Genomic DNA, 16259 nt, shown 5'->3' with positions numbered 1-16259 from the left:
GTCGATTCATAGACCCGAGTGGTGAGACGAACCGTGAGGTCAGGACGATCACCGCGAAGCATCCCGGGCACATGGTGCACCTTGACGTGAAGAAGGTCGGACGGATCCCCGACGGCGGCGGTTGGCGGGTGCATGGCAAAGCCAGCTCCGAAGCCCGTGCTGCTGCCCGGGCGAAGACCCGCGGAGCACGTGCCGGATACGCGTACCTGCACTCCGCCATCGACGGGCATACTCGCCTGGCGTACACCGAGTCGCTCGAGAACGAACAGGCTACGACCGCCGTCGCGTTCTTGAACCGCGCCCGCGACTGGTTTGCTGCCCACGGCATCACTCGGATCGAGCGAATCATCACCGACAACGGCGCTTGCTACCGTTCGGGGGCGTTCGCTGCCGCTTTGGACGGCGCCGAGCACCGCCGCACGAGGCCGTACACGCCCAAGCACAACGGGAAAGTCGAACGCTACAACCGCATCCTTGCTGAAGAGTTCCTCTACGCAAGGACCTGGACCTCAGAAGGCCAACGAGAGCAAGCGTTGGAAAATTGGAACCTGCACTACAACTACCACAGGCCCCACGGTGTGCACGGTGGAATGCCGCCCGCGTCGGCAACGCCGTCACGCGTCAACAACGTCCTGGCCTCATACACCTAGCCGTCTGGCGCCGGCCCGTCAGCGGCCCGTCGGGGTCAATCCGAGCTGCATGCCGACGACCGACTTCTTCTTGGCACCGATGCCCTCGGCGAGGCCGCGCAGGGCGACGGCGGCCGGGTGCTCGGGGGCGCCCACGACGACCGGGGCACCCTCGTCGCCGCCGACGCGCAGCAACTGGTCGAGCGGCACTTGGCCGAGCAGCGCCACCGGATAGCCGAGCCGCGCGGTGAGCGTTTGCGCCACCTGTTCGCCGCCGCCCGAGCCGAACAGGTCGATCCGATAATTCTCGCCGGTGTCCGGTGCGGTGAAATCGAGATAGGCCATGTTCTCCACCACCCCGATCACCCGCTGGTTCAGCATCGACGCCATCGTCCCGGCGCGCTCGGCGACCTCGGCGGCCGCCGCCTGCGGGGTGGTCACCACGATCACCTCGGCGTTCGGCAGCTTCTGACCCATCGAGATCTGCACGTCACCGGTCCCCGGCGGCATGTCCACCAGCAGGAAGTCCAGATCACCCCAATGCACGTCGGCCAGCATCTGGTTCAGTGCCCGGTCCAGGATCGGACCGCGCCAGGCCACCACCTGCGAGCGTTCCGGCTTCAGCATGCCGATCGACATCACCTGCACGCCGTTGGTCGGCACCGGCAGAATCATCGCCTCCTTGTCGTCGCCGATCGAGGTCGGGCGCGCATCGGCCACCCCGAGCATCGCCGGGATCGAGTGACCGTAGATGTCGGCATCGAGGACGCCGACCCGCTTGCCCTGCGCGGCCAGCGCCATCGCCAGGTTGACCGTCACCGACGACTTGCCGACCCCGCCCTTGCCCGAGGCGACACAGATCACCCGGGTCAGCGAATCCGGCCGGGCGAACGGGATCTCCCGGGGCGCGCGGCCGCCGTTGAGCGTGCGCCGCAGCGCCGTGCGCTGCTCCTCGGTCATCACCCCCAGCTCGACGCGTACGCCGGACACCCCGCTGACGCGGGAGGCGGCGGCGGTCACATCCCGCTCGATCGGGCCCTTCAACGGGCAACCGGCCGTGGTCAGCAGGATCCCGACGAACACCTCACCGGCGTCGTCGATGTCGACCCGCTCGACCATGCCGAGCTCGGTGATCGGGCGCTTGATCTCCGGGTCATTGACCGTGCCGAGCGCCTGCACCACCCGCGGAAGAAGGGGGTGGTCGGGGTTCTTGGACTGGATCTGGGGGGATCCGGACTGGGCGTCGGACTGGTCAGCAGACATGAGGGCCAGATTACCGCGCCGGAGAAGGGTCTCCGGCCGCGCTCACGACGAGCTGCGCTCGCTCGACTCCTCGTCGTCGGAGAGCAATTCTCGCAACTCCTTGCGCAGCTCACCGCGGATGAACTCCCGGGTGGCCAGCTCGCCGACGTTCATCCGTACGGTGGCGATCTCGCGAGCCAGGAAGTCCATGTCGGCCCGGCTCTGCGCCGCCTGCCGGCGGTCGTCCTCGGCGGTGATCCGGTCCCGGGCCTCCTGCCGGTTCTGCGCGAGCAGGATCAGCGGGGCGGCGTACGAGGCCTGCAGCGACAGCATGAGCGTGAGGAAGATGAACGGGAACGGGTCGAACTTGAGCTGTTCGGGGACCAGCACGTTCCACAGGATCCAGACGATGATGAACACCGACATCCACAGCAGGAAGCGTGCCGTGCCCATGAACCGGGCGAACGCCTCGGCGAACTCGCCGAACGTGTCGCCGTCCAATCGGATCCGGGGGAACCGACTGGTCTCGCGACCCGGGGTGTTCAGCCGGTCGTCGCGCTCGGACTGGCCACCCTTGCCGGAGCGTTCCCGAGCCGAGGGCCGATCCCGCTTGTCCTGAGCCGCCATCAGTCACCCCCCTCCATCTGCTGGCCGCGCCAGTCGGCCGGCAGCATGTGGTCGAGCACGTCGTCGACGGTGACCGCCCCCACCAGGTGCTGGTCGGCGTCCACCACGGCCGCGTTGACCAGGTTGTAGGTGGCGAAGTGGCGGCTCACGGCGGTCAACGGGGCGTCCGGCGGCAGCGGTTCCAGGTCGTCGTCGATCAACTGGGAGATCAGCGTCGACGGGGGCTCGCGGAGCAACCGCTGGATGTGCACACTGCCCAGGAACCGCCCGGTCGGGGTCTCCAGCGGGCTGCGGCACACGTGCACCATGCAGGCCAGGGCCGGGGTCAGCTCGGCCAGGCGTACCCGGGCCAGCGCATCGGCGACGGTGTCGTCGGCCCCCATGATCACCGGTTCGGGCGTCATCAGGCCGCCCGCGGTCGACTCCTCATAGACCAGCAGGCGCCGCACGTCGGAGGCGTCCTCGGGCTGCATCCGGTTGAGCAGTTCCTCCGCCTTCTCCCCGTCCAGCTCGGCGATCAGGTCGGCGGCGTCGTCGGGGTCCATCTCCTCGAGGATGTCCGCGGCACGCTCGACCTCCATCCGGGAGATCACCTCGATCTGCTCCTCGGCCGGCAGTTCCTCCAGCGCGTCGGCGAGCCGGGCGTCGTCGAGCGCCTCGACCACCTGGGCCCGGCGCTCGGGATCCATGTCGTGCAGCTCGCGGGCGACGTCGGCGGCGTGCATGTCCTCCAGCTCGGCCAGCACCTGATCATGGTCGCGGCCCTGCGGGGTGGGGCTGAGCACGTCCACCTCGGACCAGTCGACGACGGTCACGTGCGGCTTGCGGCGGAACCCGCGGCCGCGGATCTCGGCGACCGCCACCTCGGCCAGCTCCCACTCGTGGTTGCGCACCTGCTGCATCGAGATGTCATAGACCGTGACCGGCTCGGTGTGGTTGCGGCGGCGTACCCGTCGGTCGAACAGGTCGTCGATGACCAGGGTCTCCGCGTCGTGGCGGCTGAACCGCCGGGTGTTGATCGTGCCGGAGATGGCCACCTGCATCGCGTCCACCGAGTGCACCCGCGCCATGTTCACGAAGATCCGCTGTCGGGCGAACAGCTCGACCACCAGCCCCTTGGCCCGCGGCGCCCGCCCCTCGGTGCGCACCTGGATCACCACGTCGCGCACCTTGCCGATCTGGTCACCACCGGCGTCCACGACCGGCAGGCCGCGGATCCGGGAGATGAAGATGGAGGATGAGGAGCTCACCGGATGAGAGTACTCATCTCGGCAGAGCCCGGCCAACGCGCGCAGACCCCGGTCTACAGTGCTGGCATGGCTGCTGCTGCGACCCAGGTACGCCGCACCGTGCTGGCGGTGCCCGGTTCCTCCGACCGCTTCCTGACCAAGGCCCGCGGGCTGCAGGTGGACGCGGTCTTCCTCGACCTGGAGGACGCCGTGGCGCCGGCCGCCAAGGCCGAGGCGCGGGGCCGGATCGTGCGCGCCCTGGCCGAACAGTGGCGGGCTCCGCTGCTGACGGTCCGGGTGAACGACTGGAGCACCGAGTGGACGTACGCCGACGTGATCGAGGTGGTCTCCGGAGCCGGCGAGCGGATCGACGCGCTGGTGCTGCCCAAGGTGCGGTCCCGCGACGACGTGGTGGCGCTCGACCTGATCCTCACCCAGGTGGAACGGGTGCACGGGCTGGAGGTGGGCCGAATCGGCATCGAGGCACAGATCGAGGACGCCCGCGGGCTGCTGAACGTCGAGGAGATCGCCGGTGCCAGCCCGCGGATGCGTTCGCTGGTGTTCGGTCCCGGGGACTTCATGGCGTCGGTGGGGATGGCGTCCACCAACGTGGGGGAGCAGCCGGCCGGTTATGACGCCGACGCGTTCCACCACGTGCTGTTCTCGATCCTGGTCGCGGCGCGGGCGCACGGGTTGGCGGCGATCGACGGACCGTTCGTCGCGATCCGCGACGTGGACGGGTTCCGGCGGGCCGCCCGGCGCAGCGCCGCCCTCGGTTTCGACGGCAAGTGGGTGCTGCACCCCGACCAGGTCGCGGCCGGCAACGAGATCTTCACCCCCGCCCGGGCGGACTTCGAGCGGTCGCTGCGGATGGTGCAGGCGTACGCCCACGCCACGGCCGAGGCTGGTGGTGCGGTCGGCGCCATCGTGGTGGACGACGAGATGGTCGACGAGGCCGGCATGAAGATCGCCCAGCGGATCGTCGCCAAGGGGCGGGCGGCCGGGCTGGATGCGGGCGCCGCAGAGGCAGGGGCCTGAGGTGGCTCGCTTCAAGGATCTCGCGCTGGACACCACCGACCAGGCGGTGTCGGTGGACTTCTGGGCGGCGGTGCTCGGGCTGGACGCGGACCCGCGCGACCCCGGTGAGCCGCAGCCCCTGCGCGGTGCGGAGCCGGGGCAGACGGTGTGGGTGAACGTGGTGCCGGAGCCGCCGCTGACCAAGGCCAGGGTGCACCTGGACGTGCACGCGGCCTCGGTCGAGGAGGTCCTCTCCCTGGGTGCGGAGGTGGTGCAGCGCCACGAGCACTGGACCTGGCTGCGGGCCCCCGACGGGCTGGACCTGTGCGTGTTCGTCCGCGACACCGTCCCGGCGCACCGGCTCTATGAGGTGGTCGTCGACTGCCGCGACCCGGGGGCGCAGGCGCGATGGTGGGCCGACCGGTTGGGACTGGTCGCCGAACCGGATCCGTCGAACCCCTGGTGGGGGATGAGTGGGGAGCAACTGCCGTTCGACTGCTTCGTGTTCGTGCCGGTGCCCGAACCCAGGACGGTGAAGAACCGCGTGCACTGGGACGTCTGGGGGACCGTCGAGGAGTTCACCGACGCCGGGGCCACCGTGGTGGCACCGCGCGATGCCGACCGCGACTGGGACGTGCTCGCCGACCCGGAGGGCAACGAGTTCTGCGTCTTCGCGCAGGACTGACTCGCGAAGGGCTGACCGGCTATGCTGGCGGCACAGCAACCGGGAGGCATCATGTCCGCACAGTTCCAGGGCCCGCAGTTCCAGGGCCTCAGCCTCGAGCTCGAGTTTCCGCAGTCGGTCGCCCTCTACGACAAGTACGCCGACGCCCAGAAGGCCGTCGACTTCCTGGCCGACAACCGGTTTCCGGTGGAGAACCTGGCCATCGTCGGGACCGAGCTGAAGCTGGTCGAGCGGGTCACCGGGCGCAAGAGCTGGGGCACCGTGATCGGCTCCTCGGCGTTGTCCGGAGTCAGCACCGGTCTGCTGGTCGGCATCGTGCTCGCCCTGTTCACGCAGGGGAACTTCCTGCTCATGCTGCTCGTGGCGATCGCGATCGCCGTGGTGATCAGCATCATCTTCGGCGGGCTGGCCTACTCGATGTCCGGCGGCAAGCGCGACTTCAACTCCGTGCGCACCACGGTGCCGTCGAAATACGAGATCCTGAGCGAGCACAAGGTTGCCGCCCAGGCCCGCGAGGAGCTCGCGAAGCTGCCGGGGGCACGCGCCCAGGCGTTCGAATAGGGGCCTCAGCCTTCGAGGGTGCTGGGCGTGCGCTCCCGCGGGTCGGCGACGCTGCTGTGTGGCAGCTCCCGGTTGAACCAGGTGCGGAAGGTGAGCGTGGCCTTGTCGGTCGGCACCGAGGTCTCGAGACCGCGCTCGGGCACGATGACGGGGTCGGAGGACTCCACCACGGCCCGGTCCTGGTGCAGCACCTTGACGTTGAACCGGTCGAAGGCGAACGGGGCGGCCGGGTTGCGGGCGAAGTTGCGGGTGGTGACCAGCAGCATCCGCACCCGGTTCGGCTCGGCGGGGATGCAGTAGATCTGGATCCGCATCAGCCGTGGCGCGGGGATCGTGTCCAGCACCATCGAGTTCGGGGCGTACCACTTGAGCGTCGCGCCGGGCGGGTTGTCGTCCAGCCACGGGGTCACGTCGTAACCGAAGTCGGTGTCCCGGACCTCCTGATGCAGCACGGAATCGGGGCGCTGCTTGGCCCGGACGAACCGCCCGATAGTGTTGCGGTGCACATAGGGCAGATGGGGATAGTCGAGCATGTTCTCCATCGCCCGCGTCCAGTGCGCGTCCCAGGTCTCGTGGTGCTCGAAGCGGACCAGCGAGTCGTCCAGCAGGGTGTCGGGCAGCTCGGGTTCGGTGTCCGGGTCGAACCCGGTGAACACCCACAACAGCCCGCCGAGCTCACGGTGCGGCAGCTTGGTGGCGCCCCGTCGGGCGAGCCCGCGGTCGGGGTTGAACGGGATCTTCTCGCACGCCCCGGCGTCGTCGAATTCCCAACCGTGGAAGGAACAGGCGAGACCTCCGCTGGGCGTACGCGACCCCAGGGCGAGGCTCACGCTGCGGTGCGGGCAGCGATCCAGGAGTACGCCGACGCGGCCCCTGTCGACCCGCCACACCACCAGCGGTTCGCCGGCGACGACCGCTCGCTGCGGCCGGTTGCCGATCCGGGCCAGGGGCAGCACCGGAGTCCACTGTCGCGCAAACCCGTCGAACAATGGTCCCTCCTAGAGCCACTTGTTGCGCCGGAAGCCGAGGTAGAGCCCGGCCATCACCACGATCATGATTCCCCAGATCAAGAAGTAGCCGAACTTCCAGTGCAGTTCGGGCATGTTGTCGAAGTTCATCCCGTAGATGCCGGCGATCATGGTCGGGATCGCCGCGATCGCCACGAAGGCGGAGATCTTGCGCATGTCCTGGTTGTCCTCGACGCTGGCCCGGGCCAGCGCCGCCGAAAGGATCGTCGACAGCACCTCGTCGAAGGACTGCACCGCCTCGCGCGCCTCCAGGTGGTGATCGCTCAGCTCGCGGAAATAGGCCCTGGCCTCGTCGGGGATGGCGACCAGCGGCCGCGACGCCAGCGCCTGCAGCGGGGCGCCGAGCGGCACCACGCACCGCTTGAACTCGATCAGCTCACGCTTGAGGTTGTAGACGCGGTTGATCTCGTGGGTGCCCTGCCGGGAGAACACGAGCCGCTCGATCTCGTCGATGTCGGTCTCGAACTGGGTGACCAGCTCCATGTAGTCGTCGATGATCTTGTCCATCACCGCATAGAGCACCTCGGCCGGTCCGAGCTGCAACCGTTCGGGGTTGGACTCCAGCTTGGCCCGCAGGGACCGCAGCTGGGCGTGCTCGCCGCGGCGTACCGTCATCACGAAGTTGTTGCCGACGAACACCATCACCTGTCCGGTGGAGACGATCTCGGAGGAGTCGGTGAGCTCGGTGTGGTCGACGTAGGCGACCGTCGAGATGACCGCGAACAGGGTGTCGCCGAACTGTTCCAGCTTGGAGCGGGTGTGGCCCTCGACCGCGTCCTCGATTGCCAGCGGGTGCAGGTTGAACTGCTGGGCGAAGCCGGCCATGTCCTCATCGGAGGGGTCCTTCAACCCGAGCCAGACGAACCCCTCACCGCGCAGCGCGCTCTCGGTGGCGACGGCCAGTTCCGTGCAGTCGTTGCGAATCCCGTCGACGTAGTGCGCCCAAGCGACCACGGAGTCGGGGGGATCGGCGATCGGGGCCTGGACCTGGGGAGCCCGCGCCGGACGTCCCGCGCGGGGGCGCATCGGCGGGAGGGCCAAGCGGGTTCGCGGTGGCGTGCCGCCGCCGGAGCGTCCCGTTCCATGCTCTGCCATGCGTCCTCCCAGTGGTCGTGGTGCGTCTGCTCAGCGGGCGTTGATTCCGGCCATCCAGCTCTCCACCTCATCGGGGGTGCGAGGGAGCATGGCGGACAGGTTCTCGTTGCCGTCGGCGGTGATCAGGATGTCGTCCTCGATGCGTACGCCGATCCCGCGGAAGCGTTCGGGGACGAGCAGATCGTTCTCCCGGAAATAGAGCCCCGGTTCGACGGTGATCACCATCCCGGCGGCCAGCTCGCCCCCGCGATAGACCTCACGGCGCGCCTGGGCGCAGTCGTGCACATCGATCCCGAGGTGGTGCGAGGTGCCGTGCACCATCCAGCGGCGGTGCTGCCCACCCGTCTCGGGGTCCAGCGCCTCCTTGACACTCACCGGCAGGATTCCCCACTGGTGCAGGTGTTTGGCGATCACCGCGATCGCCGCATTGTGCACGTCGAGGAACCTGGCGCCGGCCCGGGCCGCGTCGATCCCGGCCTGCTGGGCCTCCAGCACGGCCTCGTAGACCTCGCGCTGGGTGTCGCTGAACCGGCCCGAGACCGGCAGCGTGCGGGTGATGTCGGCGGTATAGAGGGTGTCCAGCTCGATGCCCGCATCCAGCAGCAGCAGCTCGTCACCCCGCAGGTCGCCGTCGTTGCGGATCCAGTGCAGGGTGCACGCGTGGTCACCGGCGGCGGCGATCGTGTCATAGCCGACTGCGTTGCCGAGGTGTCGGGCGTGCAGCCCGAACACACCCTCGACCCAGCGCTCGCCGCGGCCTCGGCGTACCGCCTCGGGCAGGTCGGCCACCACCGCTTCGAACGCCTTCGCCGACTCGGCACAGGCCTGGCGGAGCTGTTCCACCTCGAACTCGTCCTTGATCAACCGGAGCTCGCTGAGCGCGGTGGCCAGCTCCTGATCCGCTTCCTGTGCTTGGCTGAGGTCGCAGGATTCCTTGCTGCGCAGCGAATCCAGCCGTTCGGTCAGGCCGGGGTCGGCGTCGCGGACGATCCGCAGCCGGGTGCTCGCCAGGTTCTTGGCAAGAGCTTCGTCGAGATCGGCGACATCGGCCACCGACAGGGCCGTGATCGCCGCCATCTCGGCCAGCGACTCCCGCTGGCCGACCCACATCTCCCCATAACGGGCGTTGGCATAGAACTCCTCGGCCTCCCGGGGAGCGCGCGGCTTGAAGTACAGCGTCGCGTCGTGGCCGGTCTCGGTGGGCTCCAGCACCAGCACCGCGTCCGGCTCCCGGTCGCTGCCCAGCCCGCTCAGGTGGGCGAACGCCGAGTGCGGCCGATAGCGATAGTCGGTGTCGTTGGAGCGCACCTTCAGCCCGCCGGCGGGAACCACGATCCGATCCCCGCGGAACAGCTCGCTCACCTTGTCGCGCCGGGCCGCGGTCCACTCGGTCGCGGGCAGCGCGGCCGGCAACTCACTGGCATAGGGCGCCCAGCCGGTGGGGATGAATTCCTTGAACGCCTCGGAGAACGGGACGGTCCGCGCCGGCTGCTTCGGTTGCTGCTCACTCATGGTGGGCATCATAGGCGGGTGGACGTACGCCTCCGACTCCGCGAGGAGCACCTTGACCCCCGGCTTCCCCTGCTCGGTTTTCGCGACGACGACCTGTTCGACCTGCTCACCCGGATCCCCGCCGTCGGCTCCGATCCCGCCGACGTGGCCCGGCTGAACCAACTGGCGGCCGAACTGGTCGACCACCTCGACGCCCCCGGTCAGGTGTTCACCAAGGACGACGCCGAACATCCGCTGGGGCAGGGGCTGCTGCCGCTGCTGGCCCTGTTGGCGACCGCCGACGACGTGGTGCGCTGGTTGCGGGGCCGCGAGGTGCCCGACGAGATCGTCTGGCGTTCCCTGTCGGACCTCGGGCAGCAGGTGTGGGTGCACCGGCTCACCTTCGGTCAGTTCGGGCTGCACACCCAGGGCTGGCTGCAGACCGCCTGGTCCGGTCGGCTGTTCTGGCTCGGTCGGCTGCCGCACGAGCTGGTGCTGGCCGACGGGGAGTGGGTCGACTCCTTGCACATCCCGCAGTCCGGGCCGCTGACCGCTCAGGTGGTCGACGACTCCCTGGCGCAGGCCGAGGGATTCTTCGCCCGGCACTTCCCGGACCGGCTCCCGGTCCGCCGGCAGTGCGCCAGCTGGCTGCTCGATCCCGAGCTGGCCGCCGCGCTGCCGGGCAGCAACATCGCCGCCTTCGCGGAGCGGTTCGAGCTGACCGGGGAGGGCTGGGACGGGGACGCCGACGCGGTGTTCTTCACCTGGCGGCACCGCGGGCCCTACGAGCTGGACCGGCTGCCGCGGCGTACCCGACTGGAACGGGTGGTCGCCGAACGGCTGGCGGCCGGCGGGCACTGGCGGGTATGCACCGGGATACTGTCGCCGCATGGGTGACCCTTCGATTGGCTCAGGGACCGCTTCGACTGGCTCAGGGACCGCTTCGACAGGCTCAGGGACCGCTTCGCCAGGCTCGGGGACCGAGCTGTATCTGGTGCGGCACGGGGAGACCGAGTGGAGTCGCAACGGCCGGCACACCGGTCGGACCGATCTGGATCTGACCGAGGCGGGGGTACGCCAGGCCGAGGCGTTGGCGCCCGCGCTGGCCGACCGCGACTTCGGGCTGGTGCTGTGCAGCCCGCGGCTGCGGGCGCGGCGTACCGCCGAGTTGGCCGGTTTCGGCGGGCTGTTCACCGTCGACGACGACCTGGCCGAGTGGGACTACGGCGACTACGAGGGCCTCACCTCCGCCCAGATCCACGAGCGGGTGCCCGACTGGCGGATCTGGACCCATCCGGTCGCCGGCGGCGAGAGTTCGGTGGAGATCCTGCAGCGGTTGGGTCGGGTCGTCGAGCGGGTACGCCGCAGTGGCGCCGAGCGCGCGCTCTGCTTCGCCCACGGGCACTCGCTGCGGGTGCTGACGCTGGCGTGGCTGGGGCTGGGGATCGAGCACGGGGCGAGTTTCCCGCTGGAGACCGCCACCGTCTCGGTGCTCGGCTGGGAGAAGGAGTCGCCGGCGATCCGCCGTTGGAACCTGAGCCCGGCCCCGCGCTGAACGAGCCCGCCCGACGGGGGCGCTGGGGCGTACCCGCGCGGTAGGATCGCCGGACCGACGTACGAACAGGAGCACCCCATCAAAGCCGAACCCGCAGACCAGCTCCAGCTGCTCGCGCTGCAGGGCGTGGACACCGAGATCGCCCAGCTCCAGCATCAGCGCGCCAGCCTGCCCGAGCACGCTCGGATCGCCTCGATGCTGGCCGACCGCAAGCAGCTCCTCGCCGACTACACCCGCGCGGAGACAGAGGTCTCGGACCTCACCCGCGACCAGAGCCGGGCCGAGGCCGATCTCGAACCGGTTCGGGCGCGGAAGGTCCGCGATCAGCAGCGGATCGACTCCGGTTCGGTCAGCGACCCGAAGTCGCTGCAGGGGCTGATCGACGAGGTGCAGCACCTGACCCGGCGCATCTCCGACCTGGAGGATGCCGAGCTCGAGGTGATGGAGCAGCTGGAGAAGGCGACGGCGACCTTCGAGGAGTTGCAGGCCCGCCGCGGCGAGCTGGAGACCGAGATCCGGGCGCTGATGAAAACCCGCGATGCGCAGGTCGCCGAGCTGGACACCAAACTCGGCCACGCGGACACCGAGCGGCGGGCGCTGGCCGAGAAGCTGCCCCAGCCGTTGCTGGCGGCGTACGAGAAGCTGCGCGCCAACCATGGCGGCCTGGGCGCGGCCGAGTTGCGGCACGGTCGCTGTTCGGGCTGCCGGCTCGACGTGAATGCCGCCGACCTGCGCGCCTTCGCCGCCGCTCCGGCCGATGAGGTGCTGCGCTGTGAGGAGTGCGGGCGGATCCTGGTGCGGACCGCGGAGTCCGGCCTGTAGGTTCGCCTCTGAGCCCGACCGCGAAGTCAAGGAGCGCCGATGCCCAGACGTCCTGCCCCGATCCTGCCCAGCGTGCCCGAGGCGCTGACCGAGGGGCTCGAGCGACTGCGCCGCGAGCTGGGCGTACCGGAGGAGTTTCCCGACGAGGTGGTCGCCGCCGCCGAACAGGCCGCCGCCAACCCGCGGTTGCCGCAGACCGACCGCACCGACCTCGAGCTGGTCACCATCGACCCGCCCGGTGCGAAGGACCTCGACCAGGCCGTGTTCATCGAGCGCACCGGCGACGGGTTCACCGTCTGGTATGCCATCGCCGACGTGGCCGCGTTCGTCGACCCGGGTGGTCCGATCGATGCCGAGGCGCACCGTCGCGGGCAGACGTTCTATGCCCCGCACCAGCGCACCCCGCTGCACCCGCCGGTGCTGTCCGAGGGGGCGGCCAGCCTGCTGCCCGACCAGGTGCGGCCGGCGCTGCTGTGGCGCCTGCAACTGGACGAGCAGGGGGACTGTTCCGACCCCGAGGTGGTGCGGGCGCTCGTCCGCAGCCGCCAGCAGCTCACCTATGAACAGGTGCAGGAACAGCTCGACACGGGCACGGCCAGCGAGTCGCTGCAACTGCTGCGCGAGGTCGGCCGACTGCGCGAGCAGATCGAGAAGGACCGCGGGGGAGTGAGCCTGAACATCCCCGAGCAGGAGGTGCACACCGGTGAGGAGTCCGGCACCGGCACCTGGAGCCTGTCGTTCCGCACCCCGCTGCCGATCGAGGGCTGGAACGCGCAGATCTCGCTGCTCACCGGGATGGCGGCGGCCCACCTGATGTTGTATGCCCAGGTCGGCATCCTGCGTACGCTGCCGCCGGCCGACAACCGGTCGCTGCGGCGGCTGCGGAACACTGCCCGGGCGCTGGGGATCAACTGGCCGGCCGAGATGGACTATCCGGAGTTCGTGCGCAGCCTCGACGCGCGCGAGGGACGTGACGCGGCGATGTTGTACGCCTGCACCACGCTGTTCCGCGGGGCCGGCTATCAGGCGTTCAGCGGGTCGGTGCCCAACCAGGTGCAACACTCGGCGCTGGCGATCGAGTACGCCCACTGCACCGCCCCGCTGCGGCGGCTGGTGGACCGGTATTCCGGCGAGATCTGCGTGGCGATCTGCGCCGACCAGCCGGTGCCGGAGTGGGTGCTCCGCGAGTTGGACGGGCTGGCCGACACGATGGCCGAATCGGATCGGCGCGCCAAGAAGTATGAGCGCGGGATCGTCGACCTGACCGAGGCGCTGCTGTTGTCCGACCGGGTCGGGCAGCAGTTCCGCGGCACGATCGTCGAGGTCGACGAGGAGGGCGGCCGCGGCCGGTTGATGCTGGCTGAGCCGGCCGTCGAGGCGAACGTACGCGGGCGTCAGTTGCCGCTCGGCCAGGAGGTGTCCGCCACGTTGACCCGGGCCGACGTGAGCACCGGAGAGACCGCCTTCGAGGTCGGCTGAGCTGTCGCGATTCGCCGCGGACCGGTGGCCGACCTATAGAATGTTCAGGAGGACGAGGCGGCCAGGCGATCGCGGCACCCACGGGTGTCGAGGAAAGTCCGGACTCCTCAGAGCAGGGTGGTGGGTAACGCCCACCCGGGGTGACCCGCGGGCAAGTGCCACAGAAAACAGACCGCCTCGGCGTACGCCGGGGTAAGGGTGAAAAGGCGGTGTAAGAGACCACCGGCATCCCGGGCGACCGGGGTGGCCAGGTAAACCCCACCCGGAGCAAGACCAGACAGGCGGCGTTCGAGGGTTGCTCGCCCGAGCCGCCGGGTAGGTTGCACCAGGCCGTTGGCAACAACGGTCGCAGATGGATGATCGCCCTCGACAGAATCCGGCTTACCGGCTGCCTCGTCCCTCACCCAGCTCGAGACCGGACGCCCGGACACCGACGGGGGGTGCGCCCGGGTCAAGTAACCTGAACTCGATCCACTGCCACCCGGAGGTGTGATGAGCTGGCAGGACCCGAATCCCTTCAGGGGGCAGGGCGGCAGCAACCCCTTCGGCGGCAGTCCGTTCACCCCGCCTCCGGGCGCGGGACAACCCGGGCAGCCGGGGCCGGGCGTACCGCAGCATCAGCAGAACCCGTTCGGGGCGCCGCCCGGAGCACCGCCGTTCCAGCTTCCCCAGCACCCGCAGCAGCCCTATCCGATGCCGATGCCGGGGCCGCCCGCCGCGCCGCGGCGCAAGGGCCGCCCGGCGTTGATCATCGCCGCCGTGGCCGTGGCGCTCGCCGTCGTCATCACCTCGTTCGTGCTCATCACCCGACCCGACCAGCAGGCCGCCGTACCCACCGGCGTCCCCGTGCCGCCACCGCCCGCACCCGCCTCCCCGGTCGAGACTCCGACTCCCTCGGCCGAGTCGCCGGTGAGCCAGAGCCCCAGCCCCACCAGCACGCCCACGGCGCGCCCCACTCCGAGCCGGGCGCCCGGCCCGCGCAGTCAGCCGCCGGTCGATCCGCCCACCGGTCCCTACCTGGGCGTGAAGGTGCTGGCCGACAACCCGATCTACGGGATCCAGCTGAGCCGGTGGTCCTGCCCGGGGCTCGAACCGGCCGCGCCCGCGCAGGCGGATCGGGCCAAGGCCTGGGTGGACAAGTCATTCGACTGCATGATGCAGCGCTACACCCCGCTGGTCGAGCAGTCCGGCAATACCCTGCCGCGACCCCAGACCAGCTATTTCACCGGCTCGTTCAACTCGCCCTGCGGCACCTGGCGCAACATCGTCGCCTACTACTGCGGCGCCGACCAGGTGATCTACATCGACTATGCGGTGCTGTCGAAATATGACGACAACGTCCGGTTGGGCGCGGTGCACCTGCTGTTCCACGAGTTCGGACATCACGTGCAGCAGCGGGTCGGCATCCTGGGCGCGGGCGCCAACTCCACCGCCGAGGACGCCAACCAGCGGCAGCGTCGGATCGAACTGCAGGTGGAGTGCTTCACCTACCTGCAGGTCCAGACCTGGGATCGGTGGACCGCCGCCGACGAACCGCAGTTCCGGGCGTGGGCCCGCCAGGACCAGGACAGCCTGCACGGCAAGGGCACCTCGTTCACCTACTGGTTCGAGCGCTCCCTCGGTCAGAACCGGCTCGGCGTCTGCAACACGTGGGTGGCGCCGCTCAACCGCGTCGCCTGACCCCTCGACCCCTGCTCGGGGAACGTAGAAGGGTCAGGGGAGGGTGAGGATCTCAGCGCCGTCGGGGTTGATCACCACGGTGTGCTCCCACTGCGCCACCCGCGAGCGGTCGGTGGTGAGCACCGTCCAGTCGTCGTCCCACATCTCCCAGTCGGTCCCGCCGAGGGTGATCATCGGCTCCACCGTGAACGTCATCCCGACCTCGATCACGTCGTCGAAGTGCGGGGCGTCGTAGTGCGGGATCACCAACCCCGAGTGGAACGCCGTGTGCACCCCGTGCCCCGTGTAGTCGTGCACCACTCCATAGCCGAACCGCTTGGCGTACGACTCGATCACCTTGCCGATCACGTTCACCTGCCGACCCGGTTTCGCGGCGCGGATGCCGCGCATCATCGCCTCGTGCGTCCGCTCGCTGAGCAGTCGCGACTCCTCGGGCACGTCCCCGCAGAAGAAGGTGGCGCAGTTGTCGCCGTGCACCCCGTCCACATAGGCGGTCAGGTCGATCTTGATCAGGTCGCCGTCCTCGAGCGGGCGCTGGTCGGGGATGCCGTGGCAGATCACCTCGTTGATCGAGGTGCAGATCGCCTTCGGGAAGCCGCGATAACCGACCGTGGACGGGTATGCCCCGTGGTCGCACAGGTAGGCGTGGGCGATCGCGTCGAGCTCGTCGGTGGTGATCCCCGGGGTGACGTGGGAGCCGGTTTCGGCCAGCGCTCGGGCGGCCAGCTGGCCCGCCGCGCGCATCTTCTCGATCACCTCGGCCGATTGGACCGCGGGCCCGGTGTAGGGCTCGGGCTTCTCGCGCCCGACATAGGGCGGGCGCGGGATCCGGGGTGGGACGGGGCGGACCGGGGTCACCGGATATTGTTGGACGGCAGTCACGGCAGCGATGATACGCCGTGCCCGACAAGGAGGACGGATGAGCGAGCGCGAGGACCTCTGGTACTACAACCTCAAGACCCGCCAGGTCGAGCACGGCGACGACGGTGGTCGCGCCGAGGACCGGCTCGGGCCCTACCCGTCGAAGGAGGCGGCCCAGGCCGCTCTGGACAAGGTGGCCCAGCGCAACGAGTCCTGGGACAACGACCCCAAGTGGAACGACGAGAACTGAGCCGCTGC

The 16259-nt window shown here is 69.7% G+C and carries 17 protein-coding genes and 1 other RNA gene; 11 read left to right on the top strand and 7 right to left on the bottom strand.

The annotated features are described in order from the left end of the window. Nucleotides 1-650, top strand: a 650-nt coding sequence (locus tag CGZ93_RS10360; protein WP_141211167.1) for an integrase core domain-containing protein, incomplete at its 5' end; no start/stop codon positions are given. An 18-nt stretch (nt 651-668) separates the two neighbouring features. On the opposite strand, the gene CGZ93_RS10355 is transcribed toward CGZ93_RS10360, so the two are convergent. Genes CGZ93_RS10355 through CGZ93_RS10345 form a run of 3 tightly spaced genes read right to left on the bottom strand, consistent with a single transcriptional unit; the run spans nt 669 to nt 3748 of the window. Next, nucleotides 669-1892 (bottom strand): Mrp/NBP35 family ATP-binding protein, encoded by a 1224-nt coding sequence (locus CGZ93_RS10355; protein WP_094364069.1) that lies wholly within the window; start codon nt 1890-1892, stop codon nt 669-671. Nucleotides 1893-1934: 42 nt separating this feature from the next. After that, nucleotides 1935-2498, bottom strand: coding sequence for a DUF1003 domain-containing protein (locus tag CGZ93_RS10350; RefSeq protein ID WP_094364068.1), 564 nt, complete (start codon nt 2496-2498; stop codon nt 1935-1937). Further along, the gene (locus CGZ93_RS10345) at nt 2498-3748 is read right to left on the bottom strand and encodes a magnesium transporter MgtE N-terminal domain-containing protein (RefSeq protein WP_141211166.1); all 1251 of its coding nucleotides are present in this window, start codon (nt 3746-3748) and stop codon (nt 2498-2500) included. Before CGZ93_RS10345 ends, CGZ93_RS10350 begins: the two co-directional genes overlap by 1 nt. A 66-nt stretch (nt 3749-3814) precedes the next feature. Here CGZ93_RS10345 and CGZ93_RS10340 point away from each other — a divergent pair, with 66 nt between their 5' ends. Genes CGZ93_RS10340 through CGZ93_RS10330 form a run of 3 tightly spaced genes read left to right on the top strand, consistent with a single transcriptional unit; the run spans nt 3815 to nt 5990 of the window. After that, nucleotides 3815-4765: an HpcH/HpaI aldolase/citrate lyase family protein gene (locus tag CGZ93_RS10340; RefSeq protein WP_094364067.1), complete on the top strand. Its 951-nt coding sequence runs from the start codon at nt 3815-3817 to the stop codon at nt 4763-4765. A 1-nt stretch (nt 4766) separates the two neighbouring features. Next, a complete protein-coding gene (locus tag CGZ93_RS10335; RefSeq protein WP_094364066.1) occupies nt 4767-5429 on the top strand; it encodes a VOC family protein in 663 nt (220 codons plus the stop codon). 51 nt (nt 5430-5480) lie between these two features. Beyond that, on the top strand, nt 5481-5990 hold the full coding sequence (locus CGZ93_RS10330) for a general stress protein (RefSeq protein ID WP_094364070.1): 510 nt from the start codon (nt 5481-5483) through the stop codon (nt 5988-5990). Between the two features lie 5 nt (nt 5991-5995). Here the strand turns inward: CGZ93_RS10330 and CGZ93_RS10325 are convergent, their stop codons facing one another. The 3 genes from CGZ93_RS10325 to CGZ93_RS10315 are packed head-to-tail and all read right to left on the bottom strand — an operon-like array spanning nt 5996 to nt 9625. Continuing rightward, complete coding sequence (locus CGZ93_RS10325; RefSeq protein ID WP_094364065.1) at nt 5996-6979, bottom strand: Rieske 2Fe-2S domain-containing protein; 984 nt, start codon at nt 6977-6979, stop codon at nt 5996-5998. Nucleotides 6980-6988: 9 nt separating this feature from the next. Next, the gene (corA, locus tag CGZ93_RS10320) at nt 6989-8113 is read right to left on the bottom strand and encodes a magnesium/cobalt transporter CorA (protein WP_094364064.1); all 1125 of its coding nucleotides are present in this window, start codon (nt 8111-8113) and stop codon (nt 6989-6991) included. Nucleotides 8114-8143: 30 nt separating this feature from the next. Continuing rightward, the gene (locus tag CGZ93_RS10315) at nt 8144-9625 is read right to left on the bottom strand and encodes an aminopeptidase P family protein (protein ID WP_094364063.1); all 1482 of its coding nucleotides are present in this window, start codon (nt 9623-9625) and stop codon (nt 8144-8146) included. Between the two features lie 18 nt (nt 9626-9643). On the opposite strand from CGZ93_RS10315, the gene CGZ93_RS10310 reads away from it, so the two are divergent. The 6 genes from CGZ93_RS10310 to CGZ93_RS10285 all read left to right on the top strand — a co-directional run bounded on the left by CGZ93_RS10310 (nt 9644) and on the right by CGZ93_RS10285 (nt 15140). Then, the gene (locus tag CGZ93_RS10310) at nt 9644-10501 is read left to right on the top strand and encodes an acyltransferase domain-containing protein (RefSeq protein ID WP_094364062.1); all 858 of its coding nucleotides are present in this window, start codon (nt 9644-9646) and stop codon (nt 10499-10501) included. Between the two features lie 97 nt (nt 10502-10598). Beyond that, nucleotides 10599-11159 (top strand): histidine phosphatase family protein, encoded by a 561-nt coding sequence (locus CGZ93_RS10305; RefSeq protein WP_229117357.1) that lies wholly within the window; start codon nt 10599-10601, stop codon nt 11157-11159. A gap of 126 nt (nt 11160-11285) precedes the next feature. Continuing rightward, nucleotides 11286-11981 (top strand): zinc ribbon domain-containing protein, encoded by a 696-nt coding sequence (locus tag CGZ93_RS10300; RefSeq protein ID WP_094364060.1) that lies wholly within the window; start codon nt 11286-11288, stop codon nt 11979-11981. Between the two features lie 39 nt (nt 11982-12020). Beyond that, nucleotides 12021-13460, top strand: coding sequence for an RNB domain-containing ribonuclease (locus tag CGZ93_RS10295; RefSeq protein ID WP_094364059.1), 1440 nt, complete (start codon nt 12021-12023; stop codon nt 13458-13460). A gap of 53 nt (nt 13461-13513) precedes the next feature. Then, nucleotides 13514-13860: RNase P RNA component class A (gene rnpB, locus CGZ93_RS10290), an RNA gene on the top strand. A gap of 92 nt (nt 13861-13952) precedes the next feature. After that, nucleotides 13953-15140, top strand: a complete 1188-nt coding sequence (locus CGZ93_RS10285) for a neutral zinc metallopeptidase (RefSeq protein ID WP_094364058.1) — start codon at nt 13953-13955, stop codon at nt 15138-15140. A 33-nt stretch (nt 15141-15173) separates the two neighbouring features. On the opposite strand, the gene map is transcribed toward CGZ93_RS10285, so the two are convergent. Next, nucleotides 15174-16022 carry a type I methionyl aminopeptidase gene (gene map / locus CGZ93_RS10280; RefSeq protein WP_094364057.1) on the bottom strand — a complete coding sequence of 283 codons (849 nt, stop codon included), beginning with the start codon at nt 16020-16022 and terminating at the stop codon, nt 15174-15176. 37 nt (nt 16023-16059) lie between these two features. Between map and CGZ93_RS10275 the strand changes: the two genes are divergently transcribed. Beyond that, complete coding sequence (locus CGZ93_RS10275) at nt 16060-16251, top strand: SPOR domain-containing protein (RefSeq protein ID WP_171195196.1); 192 nt, start codon at nt 16060-16062, stop codon at nt 16249-16251. Nucleotides 16252-16259: the final 8 nt, after the last annotated feature.

Source organism: Enemella dayhoffiae (assembly GCF_002250625.1).
Taxonomy (GTDB): domain Bacteria; phylum Actinomycetota; class Actinomycetes; order Propionibacteriales; family Propionibacteriaceae; genus Enemella; species Enemella dayhoffiae.
Note: the sequence above shows the minus strand (reverse complement) of the source record. Positions and strands in the feature narration are given on the sequence as shown.